Source organism: Rhodovulum sp. DZ06, assembly GCF_050586345.1.
In the GTDB taxonomy this organism is placed as follows: domain Bacteria; phylum Pseudomonadota; class Alphaproteobacteria; order Rhodobacterales; family Rhodobacteraceae; genus JBOCEF01.
Map to the genome: position 1 here is coordinate 1 of NZ_JBOCEF010000053.1, position 15,003 is coordinate 15,003.

The 15,003-nt window shown below is 74.3% G+C and carries 17 protein-coding genes; 6 read left to right on the top strand and 11 right to left on the bottom strand.

Translation table 11 applies throughout. The annotated features are described in order from the left end of the window. Positions 1-123: 123 nt before the first annotated feature. The 4 genes from ftsY to dapF all read right to left on the bottom strand — a co-directional run bounded on the left by ftsY (position 124) and on the right by dapF (position 4,570). On the bottom strand, positions 124-1,362 hold the full coding sequence (ftsY, locus tag ACQ5SO_RS18265) for a signal recognition particle-docking protein FtsY (protein ID WP_430943076.1): 1,239 nt from the start codon (positions 1,360-1,362) through the stop codon (positions 124-126). Positions 1,363-1,634: 272 nt separating this feature from the next. Further along, the gene (locus ACQ5SO_RS18270; protein WP_430943077.1) at positions 1,635-2,372 is read right to left on the bottom strand and encodes a hypothetical protein; all 738 of its coding nucleotides are present in this window, start codon (positions 2,370-2,372) and stop codon (positions 1,635-1,637) included. A gap of 27 nt (positions 2,373-2,399) precedes the next feature. Further along, on the bottom strand, positions 2,400-3,710 hold the full coding sequence (gene mtaB / locus ACQ5SO_RS18275) for a tRNA (N(6)-L-threonylcarbamoyladenosine(37)-C(2))-methylthiotransferase MtaB (protein ID WP_430943078.1): 1,311 nt from the start codon (positions 3,708-3,710) through the stop codon (positions 2,400-2,402). Continuing rightward, positions 3,707-4,570 (bottom strand): diaminopimelate epimerase, encoded by an 864-nt coding sequence (gene dapF, locus ACQ5SO_RS18280; RefSeq protein WP_430943079.1) that lies wholly within the window; start codon positions 4,568-4,570, stop codon positions 3,707-3,709. The genes mtaB and dapF overlap by 4 nt, the downstream gene beginning before the upstream one ends. 160 nt (positions 4,571-4,730) lie before the next feature. Between dapF and ACQ5SO_RS18285 the strand changes: the two genes are divergently transcribed. Further along, complete coding sequence (locus ACQ5SO_RS18285) at positions 4,731-5,105, top strand: DUF6869 domain-containing protein (protein ID WP_430943080.1); 375 nt, start codon at positions 4,731-4,733, stop codon at positions 5,103-5,105. 47 nt (positions 5,106-5,152) lie between these two features. On the opposite strand, the gene ACQ5SO_RS18290 is transcribed toward ACQ5SO_RS18285, so the two are convergent. Then, entirely contained in the window at positions 5,153-5,614 is a 462-nt protein-coding gene (locus ACQ5SO_RS18290; RefSeq protein WP_430943081.1) for a low molecular weight protein-tyrosine-phosphatase, read from the bottom strand. A gap of 341 nt (positions 5,615-5,955) precedes the next feature. Here ACQ5SO_RS18290 and ACQ5SO_RS18295 point away from each other — a divergent pair, with 341 nt between their 5' ends. Then, on the top strand, positions 5,956-6,657 hold the full coding sequence (locus ACQ5SO_RS18295; RefSeq protein WP_430943082.1) for an NAD-dependent deacylase: 702 nt from the start codon (positions 5,956-5,958) through the stop codon (positions 6,655-6,657). Between the two features lie 65 nt (positions 6,658-6,722). Here the strand turns inward: ACQ5SO_RS18295 and ACQ5SO_RS18300 are convergent, their stop codons facing one another. The 3 genes from ACQ5SO_RS18300 to rpmB all read right to left on the bottom strand — a co-directional run bounded on the left by ACQ5SO_RS18300 (position 6,723) and on the right by rpmB (position 8,151). Then, positions 6,723-7,190 carry a copper chaperone PCu(A)C gene (locus ACQ5SO_RS18300; protein WP_430943083.1) on the bottom strand — a complete coding sequence of 156 codons (468 nt, stop codon included), beginning with the start codon at positions 7,188-7,190 and terminating at the stop codon, positions 6,723-6,725. A gap of 71 nt (positions 7,191-7,261) precedes the next feature. Then, a complete protein-coding gene (locus ACQ5SO_RS18305; RefSeq protein WP_430943084.1) occupies positions 7,262-7,621 on the bottom strand; it encodes a hypothetical protein in 360 nt (119 codons plus the stop codon). A 242-nt stretch (positions 7,622-7,863) separates the two neighbouring features. After that, positions 7,864-8,151 (bottom strand): 50S ribosomal protein L28, encoded by a 288-nt coding sequence (gene rpmB, locus ACQ5SO_RS18310; protein WP_430943085.1) that lies wholly within the window; start codon positions 8,149-8,151, stop codon positions 7,864-7,866. A gap of 412 nt (positions 8,152-8,563) precedes the next feature. Between rpmB and ACQ5SO_RS18315 the strand changes: the two genes are divergently transcribed. Further along, positions 8,564-10,432, top strand: coding sequence for a methyl-accepting chemotaxis protein (locus ACQ5SO_RS18315; protein ID WP_430943086.1), 1,869 nt, complete (start codon positions 8,564-8,566; stop codon positions 10,430-10,432). A gap of 208 nt (positions 10,433-10,640) precedes the next feature. Here the strand turns inward: ACQ5SO_RS18315 and ACQ5SO_RS18320 are convergent, their stop codons facing one another. Continuing rightward, positions 10,641-11,348, bottom strand: coding sequence for a pseudouridine synthase (locus ACQ5SO_RS18320; RefSeq protein WP_430943087.1), 708 nt, complete (start codon positions 11,346-11,348; stop codon positions 10,641-10,643). Positions 11,349-12,159: 811 nt separating this feature from the next. Here ACQ5SO_RS18320 and ACQ5SO_RS18325 point away from each other — a divergent pair. The 3 genes from ACQ5SO_RS18325 to ACQ5SO_RS18335 are packed head-to-tail and all read left to right on the top strand — an operon-like array spanning position 12,160 to position 14,378. Then, a complete protein-coding gene (locus ACQ5SO_RS18325) occupies positions 12,160-13,191 on the top strand; it encodes an NADP-dependent oxidoreductase (RefSeq protein ID WP_430943088.1) in 1,032 nt (343 codons plus the stop codon). Next, positions 13,192-13,713 carry a MaoC family dehydratase gene (locus ACQ5SO_RS18330; protein ID WP_430943089.1) on the top strand — a complete coding sequence of 174 codons (522 nt, stop codon included), beginning with the start codon at positions 13,192-13,194 and terminating at the stop codon, positions 13,711-13,713. Further along, positions 13,710-14,378 carry a histidine phosphatase family protein gene (locus ACQ5SO_RS18335; protein WP_430943090.1) on the top strand — a complete coding sequence of 223 codons (669 nt, stop codon included), beginning with the start codon at positions 13,710-13,712 and terminating at the stop codon, positions 14,376-14,378. Before ACQ5SO_RS18330 ends, ACQ5SO_RS18335 begins: the two co-directional genes overlap by 4 nt. A gap of 61 nt (positions 14,379-14,439) precedes the next feature. Here the strand turns inward: ACQ5SO_RS18335 and ACQ5SO_RS18340 are convergent, their stop codons facing one another. Together ACQ5SO_RS18340 and ACQ5SO_RS18345 are read right to left on the bottom strand one after the other, a co-directional pair. Then, on the bottom strand, positions 14,440-14,610 hold the full coding sequence (locus tag ACQ5SO_RS18340; protein ID WP_430943091.1) for a DUF2256 domain-containing protein: 171 nt from the start codon (positions 14,608-14,610) through the stop codon (positions 14,440-14,442). A gap of 11 nt (positions 14,611-14,621) precedes the next feature. Then, entirely contained in the window at positions 14,622-14,924 is a 303-nt protein-coding gene (locus ACQ5SO_RS18345; protein ID WP_430943092.1) for an HNH endonuclease, read from the bottom strand. Positions 14,925-15,003: the final 79 nt, after the last annotated feature.

Sequence of the window (15,003 nt, forward strand, 5' to 3'; positions counted from 1 at the left end):
TTCGCTCTCCTTGCGTTGCCCTCTCCCCCCCCAAAAAGGGGGGGGGGGTTGGGGGGGGTCCCCCCCTCTAGATGGGGGGCATCGGGGGGCCGGCCCCCCGAAACGCAACCTCAGCCCGACCCGTCAGCCCGCCCCCGTCAGCGCCGCCGCGAATTCATCCGGGTCGAAGGGCGCGAGGTCGTCGATCTGCTCGCCCACGCCGATGGCGTGGATGGGCAGGCCGAAGCGGTCCGCCAGCGCCACCAGCACGCCGCCCTTGGCGGTGCCGTCGAGCTTGGTCATCACCAGCCCCGAGACGTCGGCCAGCTTGCCGAAGATCTCCACCTGGCTCAGCGCGTTCTGGCCGGTGGTGGCGTCCAGCACCAGCAGCGTGTTGTGCGGGGCGGTCGGGTCCTTCTTGCGGATCACGCGGACGATCTTCTCCAGCTCCTGCATCAGGTCCGAGCGGTTCTGCAGGCGCCCGGCGGTGTCGATCAGCAGAAGGTCCGCGCCCTCCTGCTCGGCCCGGGTCATGGCGTCGAAGGCGAGGCTGGCGGGGTCGGACCCCTCGGGGGCGGTCAGCACCGGGCAGCCCGCGCGCTCGCCCCAGACCTGGAGCTGCTCGACGGCGGCGGCGCGGAAGGTGTCGCCGGCGGCGATGACCACGTGCTTGCCGGCGGCCTTCAGCTGGCTCGCCACCTTGCCGATGGTGGTGGTCTTGCCGGAGCCGTTGACGCCGACCACCAGCACCACCTGCGGCTTCTGGCCGGTCAGGGGCAGGGGGCGGGCGACGGGCTCCATGATCCGGGCGACCTCGCGGGCCAGCAGGTCGCGCATGTCCTGGGCGGAGACCTTCCGCCCGTAGCGGCCCTCGGCGATGTTGGCCGAGACCTTCATCGCGGTCTCGACGCCCATGTCCGAGGCGATGAGCAGCTCTTCGAGCTGCTCGAGCATGTCGTCGTCGAGGGTGCGGCGCGGGGCGTCGGCGCGGGCAGGGGCGCCGGGAGCGGCCTTGTCGACGCCCGCCGGGGCGCCGCCGCCGAGAAGGCGGCGCAGGAAGCCGGGCTTCTGCGCCGGTTCGGGCGCGGGTTCGGGCGCGGGCGCGGCGGCCGGTGTCGGCGCGGCGGGCGTCGGCGCGGCGGGCGACGCCTCGGGTGGGACCGAGGACGGCTGCGGCGCCGGGGTCTGCCCGGCCTCCGCCTCGGCCGGGGCCTCGGTCCGCGGCGCGGCGGGCGCCGGGGCGGTGGGGTCCGGCGTCGCGGCGGGCGCAGGGGCGGGCGCGGCGCTGTCCTCGGCGCCGTCCTCGACAAGCGCGTCCAGCCCCTCTCCGATCTTGGAGGAGGAGCGGGTCAGCCGCTGCTTGAGCTTGCCGAAGAAGGACATGGACGGACCTCGCGCTTGGAACAGGCGTATTGCACCCGACTTAGCGGTTGCGCCGCGTCATGGGAAGGGGAGGGCGTTCAACGCCGGTCCCCGACGCGGCGGCGGCGCACGGCGCGCGGCGGGATCGCGCAGGCGCGCGCGCCCGGTCCTGCTTCCCACCATCCCCGCCCGGGGGCAAGGCCCGGGCGGGCGTTCGGGGCGGGCGTTCGGGGCGGGCGCAAGGCGCTGCCGCTCCATGCGGCGGAGCGGCGGCGGCCTTCCCCGGCGGAGCGTCAGCGCAGCGCCTCGGGGCAGTCCGTCGCCGCATGGTCGCGCAGGGCGGCGCCGAACTCCTCGGCCTGCTCCAGCGTCAGGATCGGCGAGCGCAGCGGCGGCGCGAATTCGCCGAACATCACGTGGGGCGCCTCGACCACCGGGCCGGGGGCGGCCCTGGTCTCCGCCTCCAGCTTGATCGAGAAGGGCGCCGCCGCCCCGCGCAGCGCGGCGAAGATCCGCGCGTCCTCCTCCGGGTCCGGTTCGGATTCGAACCCGATGTCCCCGGCCGAGAGCGCATGGAACGGCGCGCCCGAGAACCGCCGCCAGTCGAGCGAGACCCCCGGGGCTGCCAGCGCCTCCTCCGTCCAGTCGATCCTGGAGACGATGTGATCGGGGCCGAAGGCGATGCGCGCCGCCCGTGCGACCTGGGCGGCGAGCGCGGCGGACCCGTCCCGGCGCGGGGCGATGAAGCGCCAGGTGGTCTCGCCCTTCTGCGCCGTCCCCTCGGCCAGCCGGATGGCGGCGAGGTCCTGCCGCCAGATCTGCCAGGTGTTGCGGTTGTTCTCGCCGTCCGTCAGGCGCTGGGTGTAGGTCATGTTCAGCTGGCAGCCGACGAGGCTCAGCTCGAACCCGCGGATATGGTCGGTGAAGCGCGACAGGACGTCCTGCAGCCGGTCCTCGGGCGTGCGCGGGGTGTCTTCGGCCGCCGCGGGTGCGGCGAGGAGGAGGGCGGCGAGCAGGGCGAGCGGCTTCATGCACGGGTCTCCGGCGTCGGGGGGGCGTCAGGCGCCGACCAGGCGGCCCTCGGCGACGCCCACGAGGTCGGCCTCGATGATGGCGCCCTCGGGGCGGTCGGCGTCGAAGATCACCTCGGCGAAGCTTTCGGTGCGGCCCATGCGCGGGCGCTCCATCAGCACCTTCTGGCGGGTTCCGACCTGCGCGGCCAGGTACGTGTCCCGCGCGGCATCCCCCGCGGCGCGCAGCCGCGCGGCGCGCTCCTTCGCCACGGCCTTGGGCAGCTGCGGCATCCGCGCGGCAGGGGTGCCCTTGCGCGGCGAGAAGGGGAAGACGTGCAGCCAGGTCAGGCCGCAATCTTTGACCAGCTTCAGCGAGTTCTCGAACATCGCCTCGGTTTCCGTGGGGAAGCCGGCGATGATGTCGGCGCCGTAGACCATCTCGGGGCGCGCGGCGCGCAGCTCCTGGCAGAAGCGGATGGCGTCATCGCGCGAATGGCGCCGCTTCATGCGCTTGAGGATCATGTCGTCCCCGGCCTGCAGGCTCAGGTGCAGGTGGGGCATGAAGCGAGGATCCGAGCGGGCGGCGTCGAGCAGCGCCTCGTCCGCCTCGACCGAATCGATGGAGGAGATGCGCAGCCGCGGCAGGTCCGGGACCATGCGCAGGATCCGCTGCACGAGGTCCCCGAGCTTCGGCCCCCCCGGCAGGTCCGCGCCCCAGGAGGTCATGTCGACCCCGGTCAGCACCACCTCGTTATAGCCGCGGCCGGCGAGGCGCTTGATCTGCTCGACCGCGACCCCTGCGGGGACCGAGCGGGAATTGCCGCGGCCGAAGGGGATGATGCAGAAGGTGCAGCGGTGATCGCAGCCGTTCTGGACCTGCACATAGGCGCGGGCGCGCGTGCCGAAGCCGTCGATCAGGTGACCCGCGGTTTCCGTGGCGGACATGATGTCGTCGACGCGGATCTTCTCGGTCTCGCCGATGAAGTTCGGCGCGGCGACGGCGCGCCAGGCGCTGGCGGACATCTTCTCCTGGTTGCCCAGCACCAGGTCCACCTCGGGCATCGCGGCGAAGGTCTCGGGCTCGGTCTGCGCGGCGCAGCCTGTGACGACGAGGCGCGCGTTCGGGTTGTCCTTGCGCAGGCGCCGGATGCGCTGGCGGGCCTGGCGGACGGCCTCGGCGGTCACGGCGCAGGTGTTGACGATGACGGCGTCCTTCATCCCCGCCTCGGCGGCGAGACCCTTCATCGCCTCCGTCTCATAGGCGTTGAGGCGGCAGCCGAAGGTTTCGAACACCGGGGCGCCGGGGGCCGCCGCTTCGGGCGCGTCCTCGTCTTCCGGGAGCATGTCGGAGGTCATGGCCGCGCCGTCCCGGCCTCGGCCTTCTCGAGGAACGCGGGGGTGAACACCGCGTCGAACACGTGCGCCGTCGGGCCGGCCATCCAGATCCCGTCCTCGCGCCAGTCGATCAGCAAGGATCCGCCGTCCAGGTCCACCGTCACGCGCCGGTCGTGCAGGCCGCGGCGCGCGCCCGCGGCCACGGCGGCGCAGGCGCCCGAGCCGCAGGCGAGGGTCACGCCCGTCCCGCGCTCCCACACCCGCATGCGGATGCGGTCGGGGGCCTTCACTTCGATGAACTCGACATTGGTCTTCTGCGGGAACAGCGGGTGCGTCTCCCACTGCGGGCCCTCGGCGGCGGGGTCGAGCGCCTCGGCGTCCTCGACCCAGAACACGCAATGCGGATTGCCCATGGAGGCCGCGCCGGGCGCGCCCGGCAGGGGCAGGGATGCGGTGTCGGCGGGCTCGGAGAGCGGCACGTCCTGCCAGTCGAAGGCGGGGGCGCCCATGTTGACCGCGACCTGGCCGTCCTCGACGCGCGCGCGCAGCAGGCCGAAGGCGGTGCGCAGGGTCAGCGCGTCCTTGCCCGTCTCCTCCAGCAGCTTCGCGGCGACGCAGCGGGTGGCGTTGCCGCAGGCGCCGGAGATGGAGCCGTCGGAATTCCAGAACACCAGCGCGGCGTCGGGGGTCACGCCGTCTTCGCCCGCCTCTCCCGGCAGGATCTCGACCAGCTGGTCGAAGCCGACGCCGAAATGCCGGTCCCCGGCGGCGCGGGCCAGCGCGGGGGTGCAGCGCACGCCATGGGCGCGCGGGTCGAGCACGATGAAATCGTTGCCGAGGCCGTGCCACTTGGCGAAGGGGAGGGGGGCGCGATGGGTCATGCCGCTCCAATATGGGGCGGATCGCCGCGGCGCAAGGGGGGCGCCGCGACGGGCCGCGCGCCCGTGGCCGATGGGGCGCCCGCGGCGCGCGGCGGGCCGGGGCGCGTGCGGCGCGGGGCGCGGGGGGCTACGGTGGGGCCCGGATGGAGAGGAGGCGCAGGTGACGGAGGACGAGGCGGCGGCGCTGGCGCGCGACTGGGCGGAGCATTGTGCGGCGCGGGCATCGGGCGACGAGGCGGATCGGCTGTTCGCGGCCTGGGAGCGGCTTGATGGGATGTGCCGGGACGATCCCGACGCGGCCCTGTCCGTCATCCTGCGGATCGCGGCGGAGGGCGGGGAGGAGGCCGTGCTGGCGAACCTCGCCGCCGGGCCTTTGGAAGACCTTCTGTCGGCCCATGGTCCGGCGGTGATCGGACGGCTGGAGGACGCCTGCCGCCGGAATGCGCGGGTGCGGGCGGCGGCGGGCATGGCCTGGCGCAGCGGCATCGACGCCGAGGTCTGGTCGCGGCTCCAAAGGGCCGTGGGGCGGGGCTGAGGGCGGGCGCGGCGAGGCCCCCGGCGCGCGGCCCGGCCGCCGCGACCTCAGCGGCCGAGCTTCTCCAGCAGCCCCGCGCAGGAATCCTCGAGCAGGTCGAGCACGTGGTCGAAGCCGTCCTCGCCGCCGTAATACGGGTCGGGCACGTCGCCCCCGCCATGGGCGCCGTGGGAGAGCATCAGCGAGAGCCGCCCCTCGGTCCCCCTCGGCGCGATGGCCCGCAGGTCGCGGAAATTCGAGCGGTCCATGGCCAGGATCATGTCGAAGCGGTGAAAATCCGCCGCCTCGGCCTGGCGGGCGCGCAGGTCGTCGATCGGGTAGCCCCGGGCTGCGGCGGCGGCGCGCATCCGCGGGTCGGGCGGGTTCCCGACATGCCAGGCGCCGGTGCCCGCGCTGTCGAGCTCCAGCGCCGTCCCGTGCCGGGCGGCGAGGGCGCGCATCACCCCCTCGGCGGCGGGAGAGCGGCAGATATTGCCGAGACAGACGAAGAGCAGGCGGGGCGCGGTCATGGCAAGGCTCCGGGAGGCGTCGGGGCAGGGCGGACTGGGCTGGGCGGACAGGGCAGGGCGGACTGGGCTGGGCGGACAGGGGCAGCAAACGACGGGCGGGGGACGGAAGGCAAGGGGCGCGTTCCCCGGATGCCGCCGCCGCGCCCGCCGCAGGCGCGCCGCGCCTATCCGGGGCGCGCCGCCCCGGGGCGGACCTCCCCCGCCCGTCGCCGCGCCGTTCCTCCGCCCCGGTCCGAGGCCACCGCCGCCACCCCCTCTGGCGCGCCGCTTCGCCGCCCCCCTTCCGCGCGCCGCCCGCGCGGTGCATCCTGCGCCCCCGACCCCAGCCGAGGAGACCCGCCATGACCCCCGAGATCGTCATCCTCACCGGCGCCGGCATTTCGGCCGAATCCGGCCTCGGCACCTTTCGCGACGCGGGCGGCCTCTGGACGAAGGTCCCGCTCGAGAAGGTGGCCACCCCCGAGGCCTACGCCGTCGACCCCGAATTCGTCCTCGGCTTCTACAACGCCCGCCGCCAGGGCTGCGTCGAGGCGCAGCCGAACGCCGCCCACCACGCCCTCGCCCGCCTGCAGAAGAAACGGCCCGGGGACGTCCTGATCGTCACCCAGAATGTCGACGACCTGCACGAGCGCGCCGGCTCCCCGCCCGCCGAACTGATCCACATGCATGGCGAGCTTCGCCGCGCCCTCTGCGCCGGCTGCGGCCATCAATGGGGGTGGGAGGGGGACATGGCCCTCTCGGACGCCTGCCCCGAATGCCGGTCGAACTGCGTGCGCCCCGACGTGGTCTGGTTCGGCGAGATGCCCTACCGGATGGAGGAAATATATGCCGCCATCGCGCAGTGCGCGCTCTTCGTGTCCATCGGCACCTCCGGCAATGTCTACCCGGCCGCGGGCTTCGTGGCCGAGGCGGCGCAGGCGGGGGCGGAGACGCTGGAGCTGAACCTGGAACCTTCCGAGGGCGCGCGGCTGTTCCACGCCTCGCGCCACGGCAAGGCGTCGCAGATCATCCCCGACTGGGTGGAGGAGATCCTCGGCGCCTGAGCCGGAAAGCGAAAAGGGGCGGCCCGTTTCCGGACCGCCCCCCGTCTTCCGGCGCCAAGAACCCCTTACTGGGACATTTTCATCTTGCCGTGCATCATCCCGTGTTCGGGCTTGCGCTCATTGTCCACCGTCACGTCGACCTGGACCTCCTCGCCGCTCTGGAACACCAGGGTCAGCGGAAAGCTCTCGCCCGAGTTCATCGGCGCCTTCAGCCCCATGAACATCACGTGCAGGCCGCCGCGCTTGAGCTTCACCGTCTCGCCCGCCGGGACGGGAATGCCGCCCTCGACCTCGCGCATCTTCGCGACGCCGCCCTCGAAGATATGCGTGTGCAGCTCCACCTTGCGCGAGACATCGGCGCGGGCGGCGACGAGCACGTCGTCGGCGGCGCCCTTGTTCATGATCTCCATGAAGGCGGCGCCGGTCTTGCCGTTGGCGCTGCGCGCATAGGCGTCATGGGCCATCATCTCGGCGGAAGCGGGCAGGGCGGTGAGGGCGGCCAGGGCGGCCGCGGACAGAAGGGTGCGGATCATTGGGTCATCTCCCGTGGCGCGGCCGATCTCAGCGGTCCGCGCGCCATTCGATTGAAAAAGCTGTCGAAGGGTCAGGAGAGGGCGGGAGGCCCGCGGGCGGGCGGCAGGGCGGCGACGCGCAGCCGCGGCGCCGGGGCGGGCGCAGGGCCCGTGCGCGCCAGCGGAACCGGCAGGACGGAGGGGAGGGGAACCGCCCCCGCCGCGTCGATCCGCGGCGCGCAGCACAGGAAGCAGGCGACATGGACGTCGAGCCCCGCCTGCGCCCCGCCTTCCGCATCCGGGATCACCGCGCCGAAGCACGAGACCACGCGCAGCCCCCCCTCGCCCGCAGCGGCCGGGGCGGGCAGGGCGGCGGCGGCCGCGTGGAAGGTCAGCAGCGCGAGCAGCAGCCCGCGCAACGCCTCGGCCAGGAAGGTCGGAAGCCTGCGCATGGGCAGGGAGATCGTCTTTCCGCGCGCCGGGCGCAAGGGGCGCGGCGTCGCGGGGAAGGGCGTGCGGGGAGGTCGTTCCGGCCGGCCGCGCCAGGCGGCCCCTACGCCGACGGCCCCGCCGAAGGGCGGGGCCGCTGGCCTGCGCCCGGGTCGGGGACCCGGCGCATGTCATCTCGCGCGAAGAGCTCCGCGCGCCGTCCGCCGCGCTCCCGGAGCCGTTCCGGGGCGCAAGGCGGCGCGGATCAGGCGGCGGCCGAGACCTTCTCGATCTCGCGCTTCACCTTCAGCGCGCGGGCCGACAGTTCGCCGTCGCGGGCCTTGGCGAGGAAGCCGTCGAGGCCCCCGCGGTGATCGACGGAGCGCAGCGCGTGGCTGGACACCTTGAAGCGGAAGGAGCGCCCGAGGGTCTCCGACTGCAGGGTGACGGCGTGGAGGTTCGGCAGGTACCGACGGCGGGTCTTGATGTTGGAGTGGCTGACCCGGTTCCCGGTCAGCACGCCCTTGCCCGACAGTTCGCAGCGACGAGACATGGTCGAAGCCCTTCTAGAATGCGGCGCGCGCCCGGCGTCGCGCGGATGGAGTGGGGCCGCACGGCCGGGGGCTGCGCGGTGAATCTGAGGTCGGGTCTATAGTCAGGCCCGCGCCGCGCGTCAACCGGCCCCGCGCGCTTCCGCCCCTTCGCGGGCCGCTTTCGCGCGGGCCGGGGCCGCGCCGGGGGCGCCGGGGCGGAACGACCCGCGCGGCGGCGGCCCTTCTTAACCTCGGTGAAACGCTGCGCAAGGACACTCCAACGGCTGCAAGGGCCGCGCCGCGCGGCGCCGGGGCGCCCCGACGCCCGGTTCCGCCCGCGGACGCGGCGGATCCGGGCGCGGCGCGCGGCCGGGCCCGCGCAGGCATGCAGGCGGCCCCGGGCCGCGTCCCGTCAAGGGTCAGGAGGCAGGATTGGCGAATCTCGGCATCGTCCCCGTGGCGGGACTGGCGCTCGCGGCGGGCGCGGCGATTCTCTCCGCCGCGGGGCTCGCGCCCTGGGCCGGGCACTGGGCCGGGCTGGTCACGCTCGCCCCCGTGGCGCTCGCCGCCGTCGCGGCGCTGCGCGGCGGCGCGCCCGGCTTCGCGGGGGAGGGGGGCGCCCCGCCCGCCGCCGCCGGGCCGCCCGCCGCCGCCGTCGCGGCCGCCGCGCCGCCGCCCCCCGACCGCGCCGCCGAACAGGCCCTTTCGGCCGCGCTGGCCGAGGCCGAGGCGCTGGCGCGGCGGCTCGAGGGGCTCGAGCAGGGCGATTTCACCGCACGCCTCTCCCCGGACGAAGCCCCCCGCCATGCCGAGCGGGCGAATCGCGGCATCTCCGCCCTCCAGACCGCGGTGGACGAGGTGCTCGCCCTCGCCGGGCTGCTGGCCGAGGGCGACCTCTCCACCGCCGCCAACGGCGCATACAAGGGCAACCTCGCCCTTCTGCGCGACGCGGTGAACGAGATCCTGACCGGCCTGCGCGCGATCGTGGAATCGGCCATGGATTCGGCCGAGAGCATCGCCGCGCGCAGCCACGAGATGCGCGACGCGGCCGGCGAGATGATGCGCAACACCGGCGAGCAGGCGGCCGCCGTCGCCGCCGCGCGCGACGCCAACGCCGCGCTGGGCGAGGAGGTGCGCAAGGTCGGCGACGCGGTCCACGAGATGCGCGACCACAGCGCCGAGACCCGGCGCGTGGCCCGCTCGGGGCGCGAGGTGTCGGGCGCCGCCCAGGACGCCATCTCGCGCATGCAGACCGACAGCCGGGAGATCGCCAAGATCCTCGACGTCATCAACTCCATCGCCCAGCAGACCAACCTGCTCGCCGTCAACGCCAGCGTCGAGGCGGCGCGGGCCGGGGATGCGGGCAAGGGATTCGCGGTGGTCTCGGCCGAGGTGCAGGCCCTGGCCGGGCGCACCGCCGCCGCCGCCGCCGACATCCGCGAGATCGTGAAAAGCTCCTCGGTCACGGTCGAGGATTGCGCGCGCCATGTCGGCGACTGCTCGGACCTGCTCGCCCGCATCGCCGAGCGGGTGGAGCAGGCCGAGCGCGCCGCGGGCGCGATCGAGGAGGCCTGCGGCAGCCAGCGCAGCGCGCTCGAGGCCGGCTCGCGGGAGATGGACGCGCTCGCCAAGATCTCCCGCGCGGGCGAGGGGCTGAGCCGCGCGGGCGAGGAGACGGCGCGCCGCCTCGACGACGTCGCGGGCGCGCTGACCGCGCAGCTCGCCCGCTTCCGCATGACCGACGGGCGGATGGAGGAGGAGGCGATCGAGCGCGCGGCCGAGATCTCGCGCCGCTTCGAGGCCGCGCTGTCGGCGGGCAGGATCACCATGGAGGCGCTGTTCTCCACCGAGTACGAGGAGCTCCAGGGCTCCTCTCCGCCGCAATACATGGCCCCTTTCACCAGGCTGACGGACGAGCTTCTCCCCGACATCCTGGAAAGCGCGCTCGACATCCACGAGGGCGTCGTGTTCTCGGCCGCGGTGAACCGGGACGGGTACCTTCCGACGCATAACCGCAAGTTCTCGAAGCCGCCCAAGGGCGACCCGGCCTGGGACATGGCCAACGCGCGGAACCGGCGGTTCTTCACCGACCGGGTCGGGCTCGCCGCCGGGCGGTCCAGCGGGCGGGCGCTGATGCAGGCCTATCGGCGCGACATGGGCGGCGGCAAATACGTGACGATGAAGGACGTGAGCGCGCCGATCATGGTGCGCGGCCGCCACTGGGGCGGCCTGCGCATCGGCTACCGCCCCGAGGAGGCGGAGGCCGCCGCTCCGGCCCGCCCCCTGCGCCGCGCGGGCTGAGCGGCGCGCGACGGGGGCGCGGGGCGCATCGGGCGCGGCCGGGAAAGCCTGCCGCGGCATTGGCGCGGCCGCCCGGGGCGTGCGACGGGGGCGCCGGTTCGAAGCGTCTCCGGCCCGAAGCATCCGGCCTGAAGCATCCGGCCCGAAGCATCCGGCCTGACGCATTCGGGCCGAGGGGCGCGCGGGTGCGCCGTCCCCGGGCCAGGGATCAGAACGGCGGGTCTGACCGGAAGGTCACCGGCGCGCCGTCCAGGTGGGAGCGCAGGGTCAGCGTCTCGGCATGGAGTTGCAGACGGTCCGCGCCGCCCCGGCTGTCTTCCCCGCCATAGAGCGGATCGCCCAGGATCGGGTGGCCGAGCCACAGCATGTGCACCCGCAGCTGGTGACTGCGCCCGGTCAGCGGGAACAGCCGCACCCGGGTCGCCGGGGCGCCGCGCCGGTCCGCCTCCGCGCCCAGTACGGCCCAGTCCGTCACCGCCGCCTTGCCCTGGATGCAGTCGGGGATCTGCCGCGGCCGGTTGGGCCAGTCGCAGCGCAGCGGCAGCTCCAGCCGTCCTTCCGCCCGCGCCATCCGCCCCGTGACCCGGGCGATGTAGCTCTTGCGCGCGTGCCGCCGCTCGAACTGCAGGCCCAGATGCCGGTGCGCGTCGGCGTCCAGCGCCAGGATCATCACCCCCGAGGTGTCGAGGTCGAGCCGGTGCACGATCCGCGCGCCGGGGACCTGCGCCTGCGCGCGCGCCGCGACGCAATCCTCCATGCCCGCGCCCTTGCCGGGGACCGAGAGCAGCCCCGAGGGCTTGTCCACCACCAGCCAGCGCGCGTCGCGGTGGATCACGCGCAAGGGGCCCGGCGGCGGGGCGTAGTCCACCGGCGGCACGGGGCCCGGATCGGGCGGGGGAACGAGGGGCGGGCGCATGCCCCCCGCTCTAGCGCCCCGCCGCGCGAAGGTCGAGCGGCAGGGGCTGCGGGGGGGCGAAGCGGAGCGGCCGGGCAGGGGGCGCAGACACGGGGGTCAGGCGGCGTCCCCGCGCCGGATCGCGCGCTATGCCCGGGCGATCCGCCATGCCTGGACGATGAGACGCCCCGCCGCGCGCAGCCCGGCCATGCCGTCCCTGGAGCTCCCGGGCGAGGCCCCCGGGCGAGGTCCGGGGCCGGACGACGCGGCGACGACCGTCCGGGGCTTTGAACCGCCCATCCCGTCCACGCGGCGACGGGACGAGGTCCCGGCCCTTCCGACGCCGGGGCGATCCTCCGGGGCGCAGGCCCCCGCGCCGCTTCGCCGTCCTTGCCGCCTCCCGACCGCCGCCCGCGTCTCCCTCTCCGCGCCGGGCCGGGCCGGGCCGGGCCGGGACGCGGGCGCGGGCGCGGGCGCGGCGTCGCAAGGGCGCGCCGGTCGTCGTCTCGGAAGTCGCCTCCCGACCGCCGCCTTTGCGTGGCGCGCCCATCGCTTGCCACCCGCGCCGCTTCCCACCCGCGCAACGCCTTCCCGCCGCGCCGGCGCCGCGCCCGCCGCCCTCGCCCCGCCTTGCCTGCGCGGCGCGGGGGGGCGAACGGGGGCCCTGCGCCCCCTGGGCGCGCCCGCCCCCTGCCGACGCCCATCCACCGTTCCCGCTTGCCCCGCCGCGCGCCAGCGTCCATCTTGCCCGGGCACGCGAAACCGCGTTTCGAAACCACAACGGCCCGCCCCGCGCGACAGAACGCGAGGGGGCCGACCAGGGAGACCGAACATGACCGGACAGATGCAGCGCATCGCCCTCGCCAGCCGCCCCGTGGGCGACCCGAAGCCCGAGAACTTCAGCCTCGAGACCGGTCCCATCCCCACCCCGGGCGCGGGCGAGATCCTCGTCGAAGTGCTCTGGCTCTCGCTCGACCCCTACATGCGCGGGCGCATGGATGACGCCAAGTCCTACGCCGCCTCGGTCGGCATCGGCGACACGATGGAGGCGGGCTGCGTCGCGCGCGTGCTCGAATCGAATTTCGACGGCCTCGCCCCCGGCGACATCGTCGAGCATCGCTTCGGCTGGTGCTCCCACGCCGTGGCGCCGGGCAAGGACGTGCGCAAGGTCGACCCGACCGTCGCGCCGATCTCCACCGCCGTGGGCGTGCTCGGGATGCCCGGCCTGACCGCCTGGCACGGGTTCAACAAGATCGGCCAGCCGAAAGCGGGCGAGACCCTCGTGGTCGGCGCCGCCACCGGCGCGGTCGGCTCCCTCGTCGGCCAGCTCGCCAAGGCCGCGGGCCTGCGCGCCGTCGGCGTCGCGGGCGGGGCCGAGAAATGCGCCTTCGCCGTGGAAGAACTCGGCTTCGACGCCTGCATCGACCACCGCTCGGGCGACGCGAAGGCGATCCGCGAACAGCTCGCCGCCGCCTGCCCGAACGGCATCGACATCTATTTCGAGAATGTCGGCGGCAAGACCATGGAAGCCGTGCTGCCGCTGATGAATGTCTGGGGGCGCATCCCGATCTGCGGGATGATCTCCTACTACTCGGGCGCCGAGCCGGGGGCGCTGGACGTCCCGCGCCTGTGGCGCTCGCTGCTGGTCAACCGCCTGCATGCGCAGGGCTTCATCATCTTCGACCACTGGGACGAGTTCCCCGAATTCGTCTCGGAAGTCGCCCCGATGATCGCCGATGGCCGCATCAAGTACCGCGAATCCATCGCCGAGGGCCTCGAGAACGCGCCCGACGCCTTCATGAAAATGCTCAAGGGCGGCAATTTCGGCAAACAGCTGGTGCGCGTGAAGCCGGAGACCGCGTGAATGAAGACGTTTGACGGGCTGCCCAGCCCCGGCGCCCCGCTCGATCCCGGCCCGGCGATGCCGCTGGAGGAGTTCATGGCCAGCGCCGGGGCGACGGGCGTGTCGGACTGGGTGGAGGTCAGCCAGGACATGATCGACGCCTTCGCCCAGCTGACCGGCGATCTGCAGTTCATCCATGTCGACCCCGCGCGCGCCGAGGCCGAAGGCCCCTTCGGCGGCGCGGTGGCGCACGGGTTCCTGACCCTCTCGCTGCTCTCGCGGCTCGGCCAGGCGGTGATCCGCCCGGTCGAGGGGATCGCGTCGAAGATCAACTACGGCTTCGACAAGATCCGCTTCCTCGCCCCCGTGCCCTCGGGCGCGCGGGTGCGCGGGCGCTTCACCCGGGTCTCGATCGCCGAGGACAAGCCCGGCCGCCTCGCCATCACACACCTCGTGGAGGTGGAGATCGAGGGGCAGGAGAAGCCGGCGCTGAGCGCCGAGTGGCTGTCCAAGTGGATCCTGGCGGAGGGCGCGCGCGCATGACCGAGATCTACGTCATCCGCCATGGACAGGCGAGTTTCGGGGCCGAGGATTACGACGTGCTCTCGGCGCTCGGGGAGCGCCAGGCGCGCTGGCTGGGCGAGCATTTCAAGGCCCGCGGCATCCGCCCGGGAAGGGTGATCCACGGCTCGCTCAAGCGCCAGGCGGACACGGCCGAGCAGATCCGGCTGGGCCTCGGCATCGACAAGGCCGACTGGCCCGAGCCCGAGATCCACGAGGGGCTGAACGAGTATGACAGCGACGCGCTGGTGGCCAACTGGGGCGGGCTGCATCCGCGCTCGGATCACGGTGACCGCAAGGGGCATTTCCGCGAGCTGATCAAGATCCTCGGCGCCTGGCAGGCGGGCGAGGCGGAGGGCGCCGAGCCCTGGACCGCGTTCCGCGACCGGGTGGCCGACGCCATCCGCGTCGCCGCGCAGCAGACCGGGGCCGAGGGGCCGGTCTTCGTCAGCACCTCGGGCGGGGTGATCGGCGAGGTGATCCGCCAGGTGCTGGACGCGCCGCCGCCGACCTGGATCCGGGTGCACATGCAGGTGCGCAACGCGGGCTATTCGCGGCTGATCGCCGGGCGCTCGGGCGTCTCGGTGGCCAGCTTCAACGAGACCCCGCATCTCGAGATGCGCGAAGGCGCGGTGAGCTACAGCTGACGGCGCGTGTCCTGATGCGATGCGCCCGCCGCCGGGGGACCGGCGGCGGGCGTTTTGCGTTTCAGCGGGCGTCCGAGGCGCCCGGCTTGCGCTTCGCCTCCGCCCGGCAGCGATCCGAGCAGTAGCGGACCTCGTCCCAGACCTTCTCCCACTTCCTGCGCCAGGCGAAGGGGCGCCCGCACCGGGCGCATGGTTTCGTCGGCAGGTCGCCCTTGCGGCGCATCTTCGGCATGGCCCCCCTCCTTACCGCCGCTTGCGCCGCCCGCCGGCGGAGCGGGCGTGGAAGGCGGGGTCGCGCCTGGCCACCCAGGCGAAGAACTTGGCCAGCCGCGGATGGGCCCGCAGCGCCTCGACGGTGTGGAAATCGCGCGCCAGCTCGGCCTCGGTCAGGGTCGCGTGGATCTCGTTATGGCAGATCTGGTGCAGGCGCACCGTCGGCCCCTTCGCCCCGCCCTTCAGCTTGGGGACGAGGTGGTGAAGGCTCTGCTTCGCATGGGCCGGGATGGGCCGGAGGCAGAGGGGGCAGATCGGGTCCGGTTCGGTCATGGCGCTGAGGATAGCGCGGCGGCGCGCGCCGGACAGGGGGGCCGCGCCCCGGGCCGCGCGCCGGTGGCGGGCGGGGCGC

What these genes read in the sequence shown, in the direction of transcription:
- ACQ5SO_RS18290 (WP_430943081.1), bottom strand. Translation starts at nt 5,614, where the DNA reads ATGACCGCGCCCCGCCTGCTCTTCGTCTGTCTCGGCAATATCTGCCGC.
- ACQ5SO_RS18345 (WP_430943092.1), bottom strand. Translation starts at nt 14,924, where the DNA reads ATGACCGAACCGGACCCGATCTGCCCCCTCTGCCTCCGGCCCATCCCG.
- ACQ5SO_RS18340 (WP_430943091.1), bottom strand. Translation starts at nt 14,610, where the DNA reads ATGCCGAAGATGCGCCGCAAGGGCGACCTGCCGACGAAACCATGCGCC.
- ACQ5SO_RS18335 (WP_430943090.1), top strand. Translation starts at nt 13,710, where the DNA reads ATGACCGAGATCTACGTCATCCGCCATGGACAGGCGAGTTTCGGGGCC.
- ACQ5SO_RS18330 (WP_430943089.1), top strand. Translation starts at nt 13,192, where the DNA reads ATGAAGACGTTTGACGGGCTGCCCAGCCCCGGCGCCCCGCTCGATCCC.
- dapF (WP_430943079.1), bottom strand. Translation starts at nt 4,570, where the DNA reads ATGACCCATCGCGCCCCCCTCCCCTTCGCCAAGTGGCACGGCCTCGGC.
- ACQ5SO_RS18270 (WP_430943077.1), bottom strand. Translation starts at nt 2,372, where the DNA reads ATGAAGCCGCTCGCCCTGCTCGCCGCCCTCCTCCTCGCCGCACCCGCG.
- ACQ5SO_RS18320 (WP_430943087.1), bottom strand. Translation starts at nt 11,348, where the DNA reads ATGCGCCCGCCCCTCGTTCCCCCGCCCGATCCGGGCCCCGTGCCGCCG.
- ACQ5SO_RS18300 (WP_430943083.1), bottom strand. Translation starts at nt 7,190, where the DNA reads ATGATCCGCACCCTTCTGTCCGCGGCCGCCCTGGCCGCCCTCACCGCC.
- ACQ5SO_RS18325 (WP_430943088.1), top strand. Translation starts at nt 12,160, where the DNA reads ATGACCGGACAGATGCAGCGCATCGCCCTCGCCAGCCGCCCCGTGGGC.
- ACQ5SO_RS18295 (WP_430943082.1), top strand. Translation starts at nt 5,956, where the DNA reads ATGACCCCCGAGATCGTCATCCTCACCGGCGCCGGCATTTCGGCCGAA.
- rpmB (WP_430943085.1), bottom strand. Translation starts at nt 8,151, where the DNA reads ATGTCTCGTCGCTGCGAACTGTCGGGCAAGGGCGTGCTGACCGGGAAC.
- mtaB (WP_430943078.1), bottom strand. Translation starts at nt 3,710, where the DNA reads ATGACCTCCGACATGCTCCCGGAAGACGAGGACGCGCCCGAAGCGGCG.
- ACQ5SO_RS18305 (WP_430943084.1), bottom strand. Translation starts at nt 7,621, where the DNA reads ATGCGCAGGCTTCCGACCTTCCTGGCCGAGGCGTTGCGCGGGCTGCTG.
- ftsY (WP_430943076.1), bottom strand. Translation starts at nt 1,362, where the DNA reads ATGTCCTTCTTCGGCAAGCTCAAGCAGCGGCTGACCCGCTCCTCCTCC.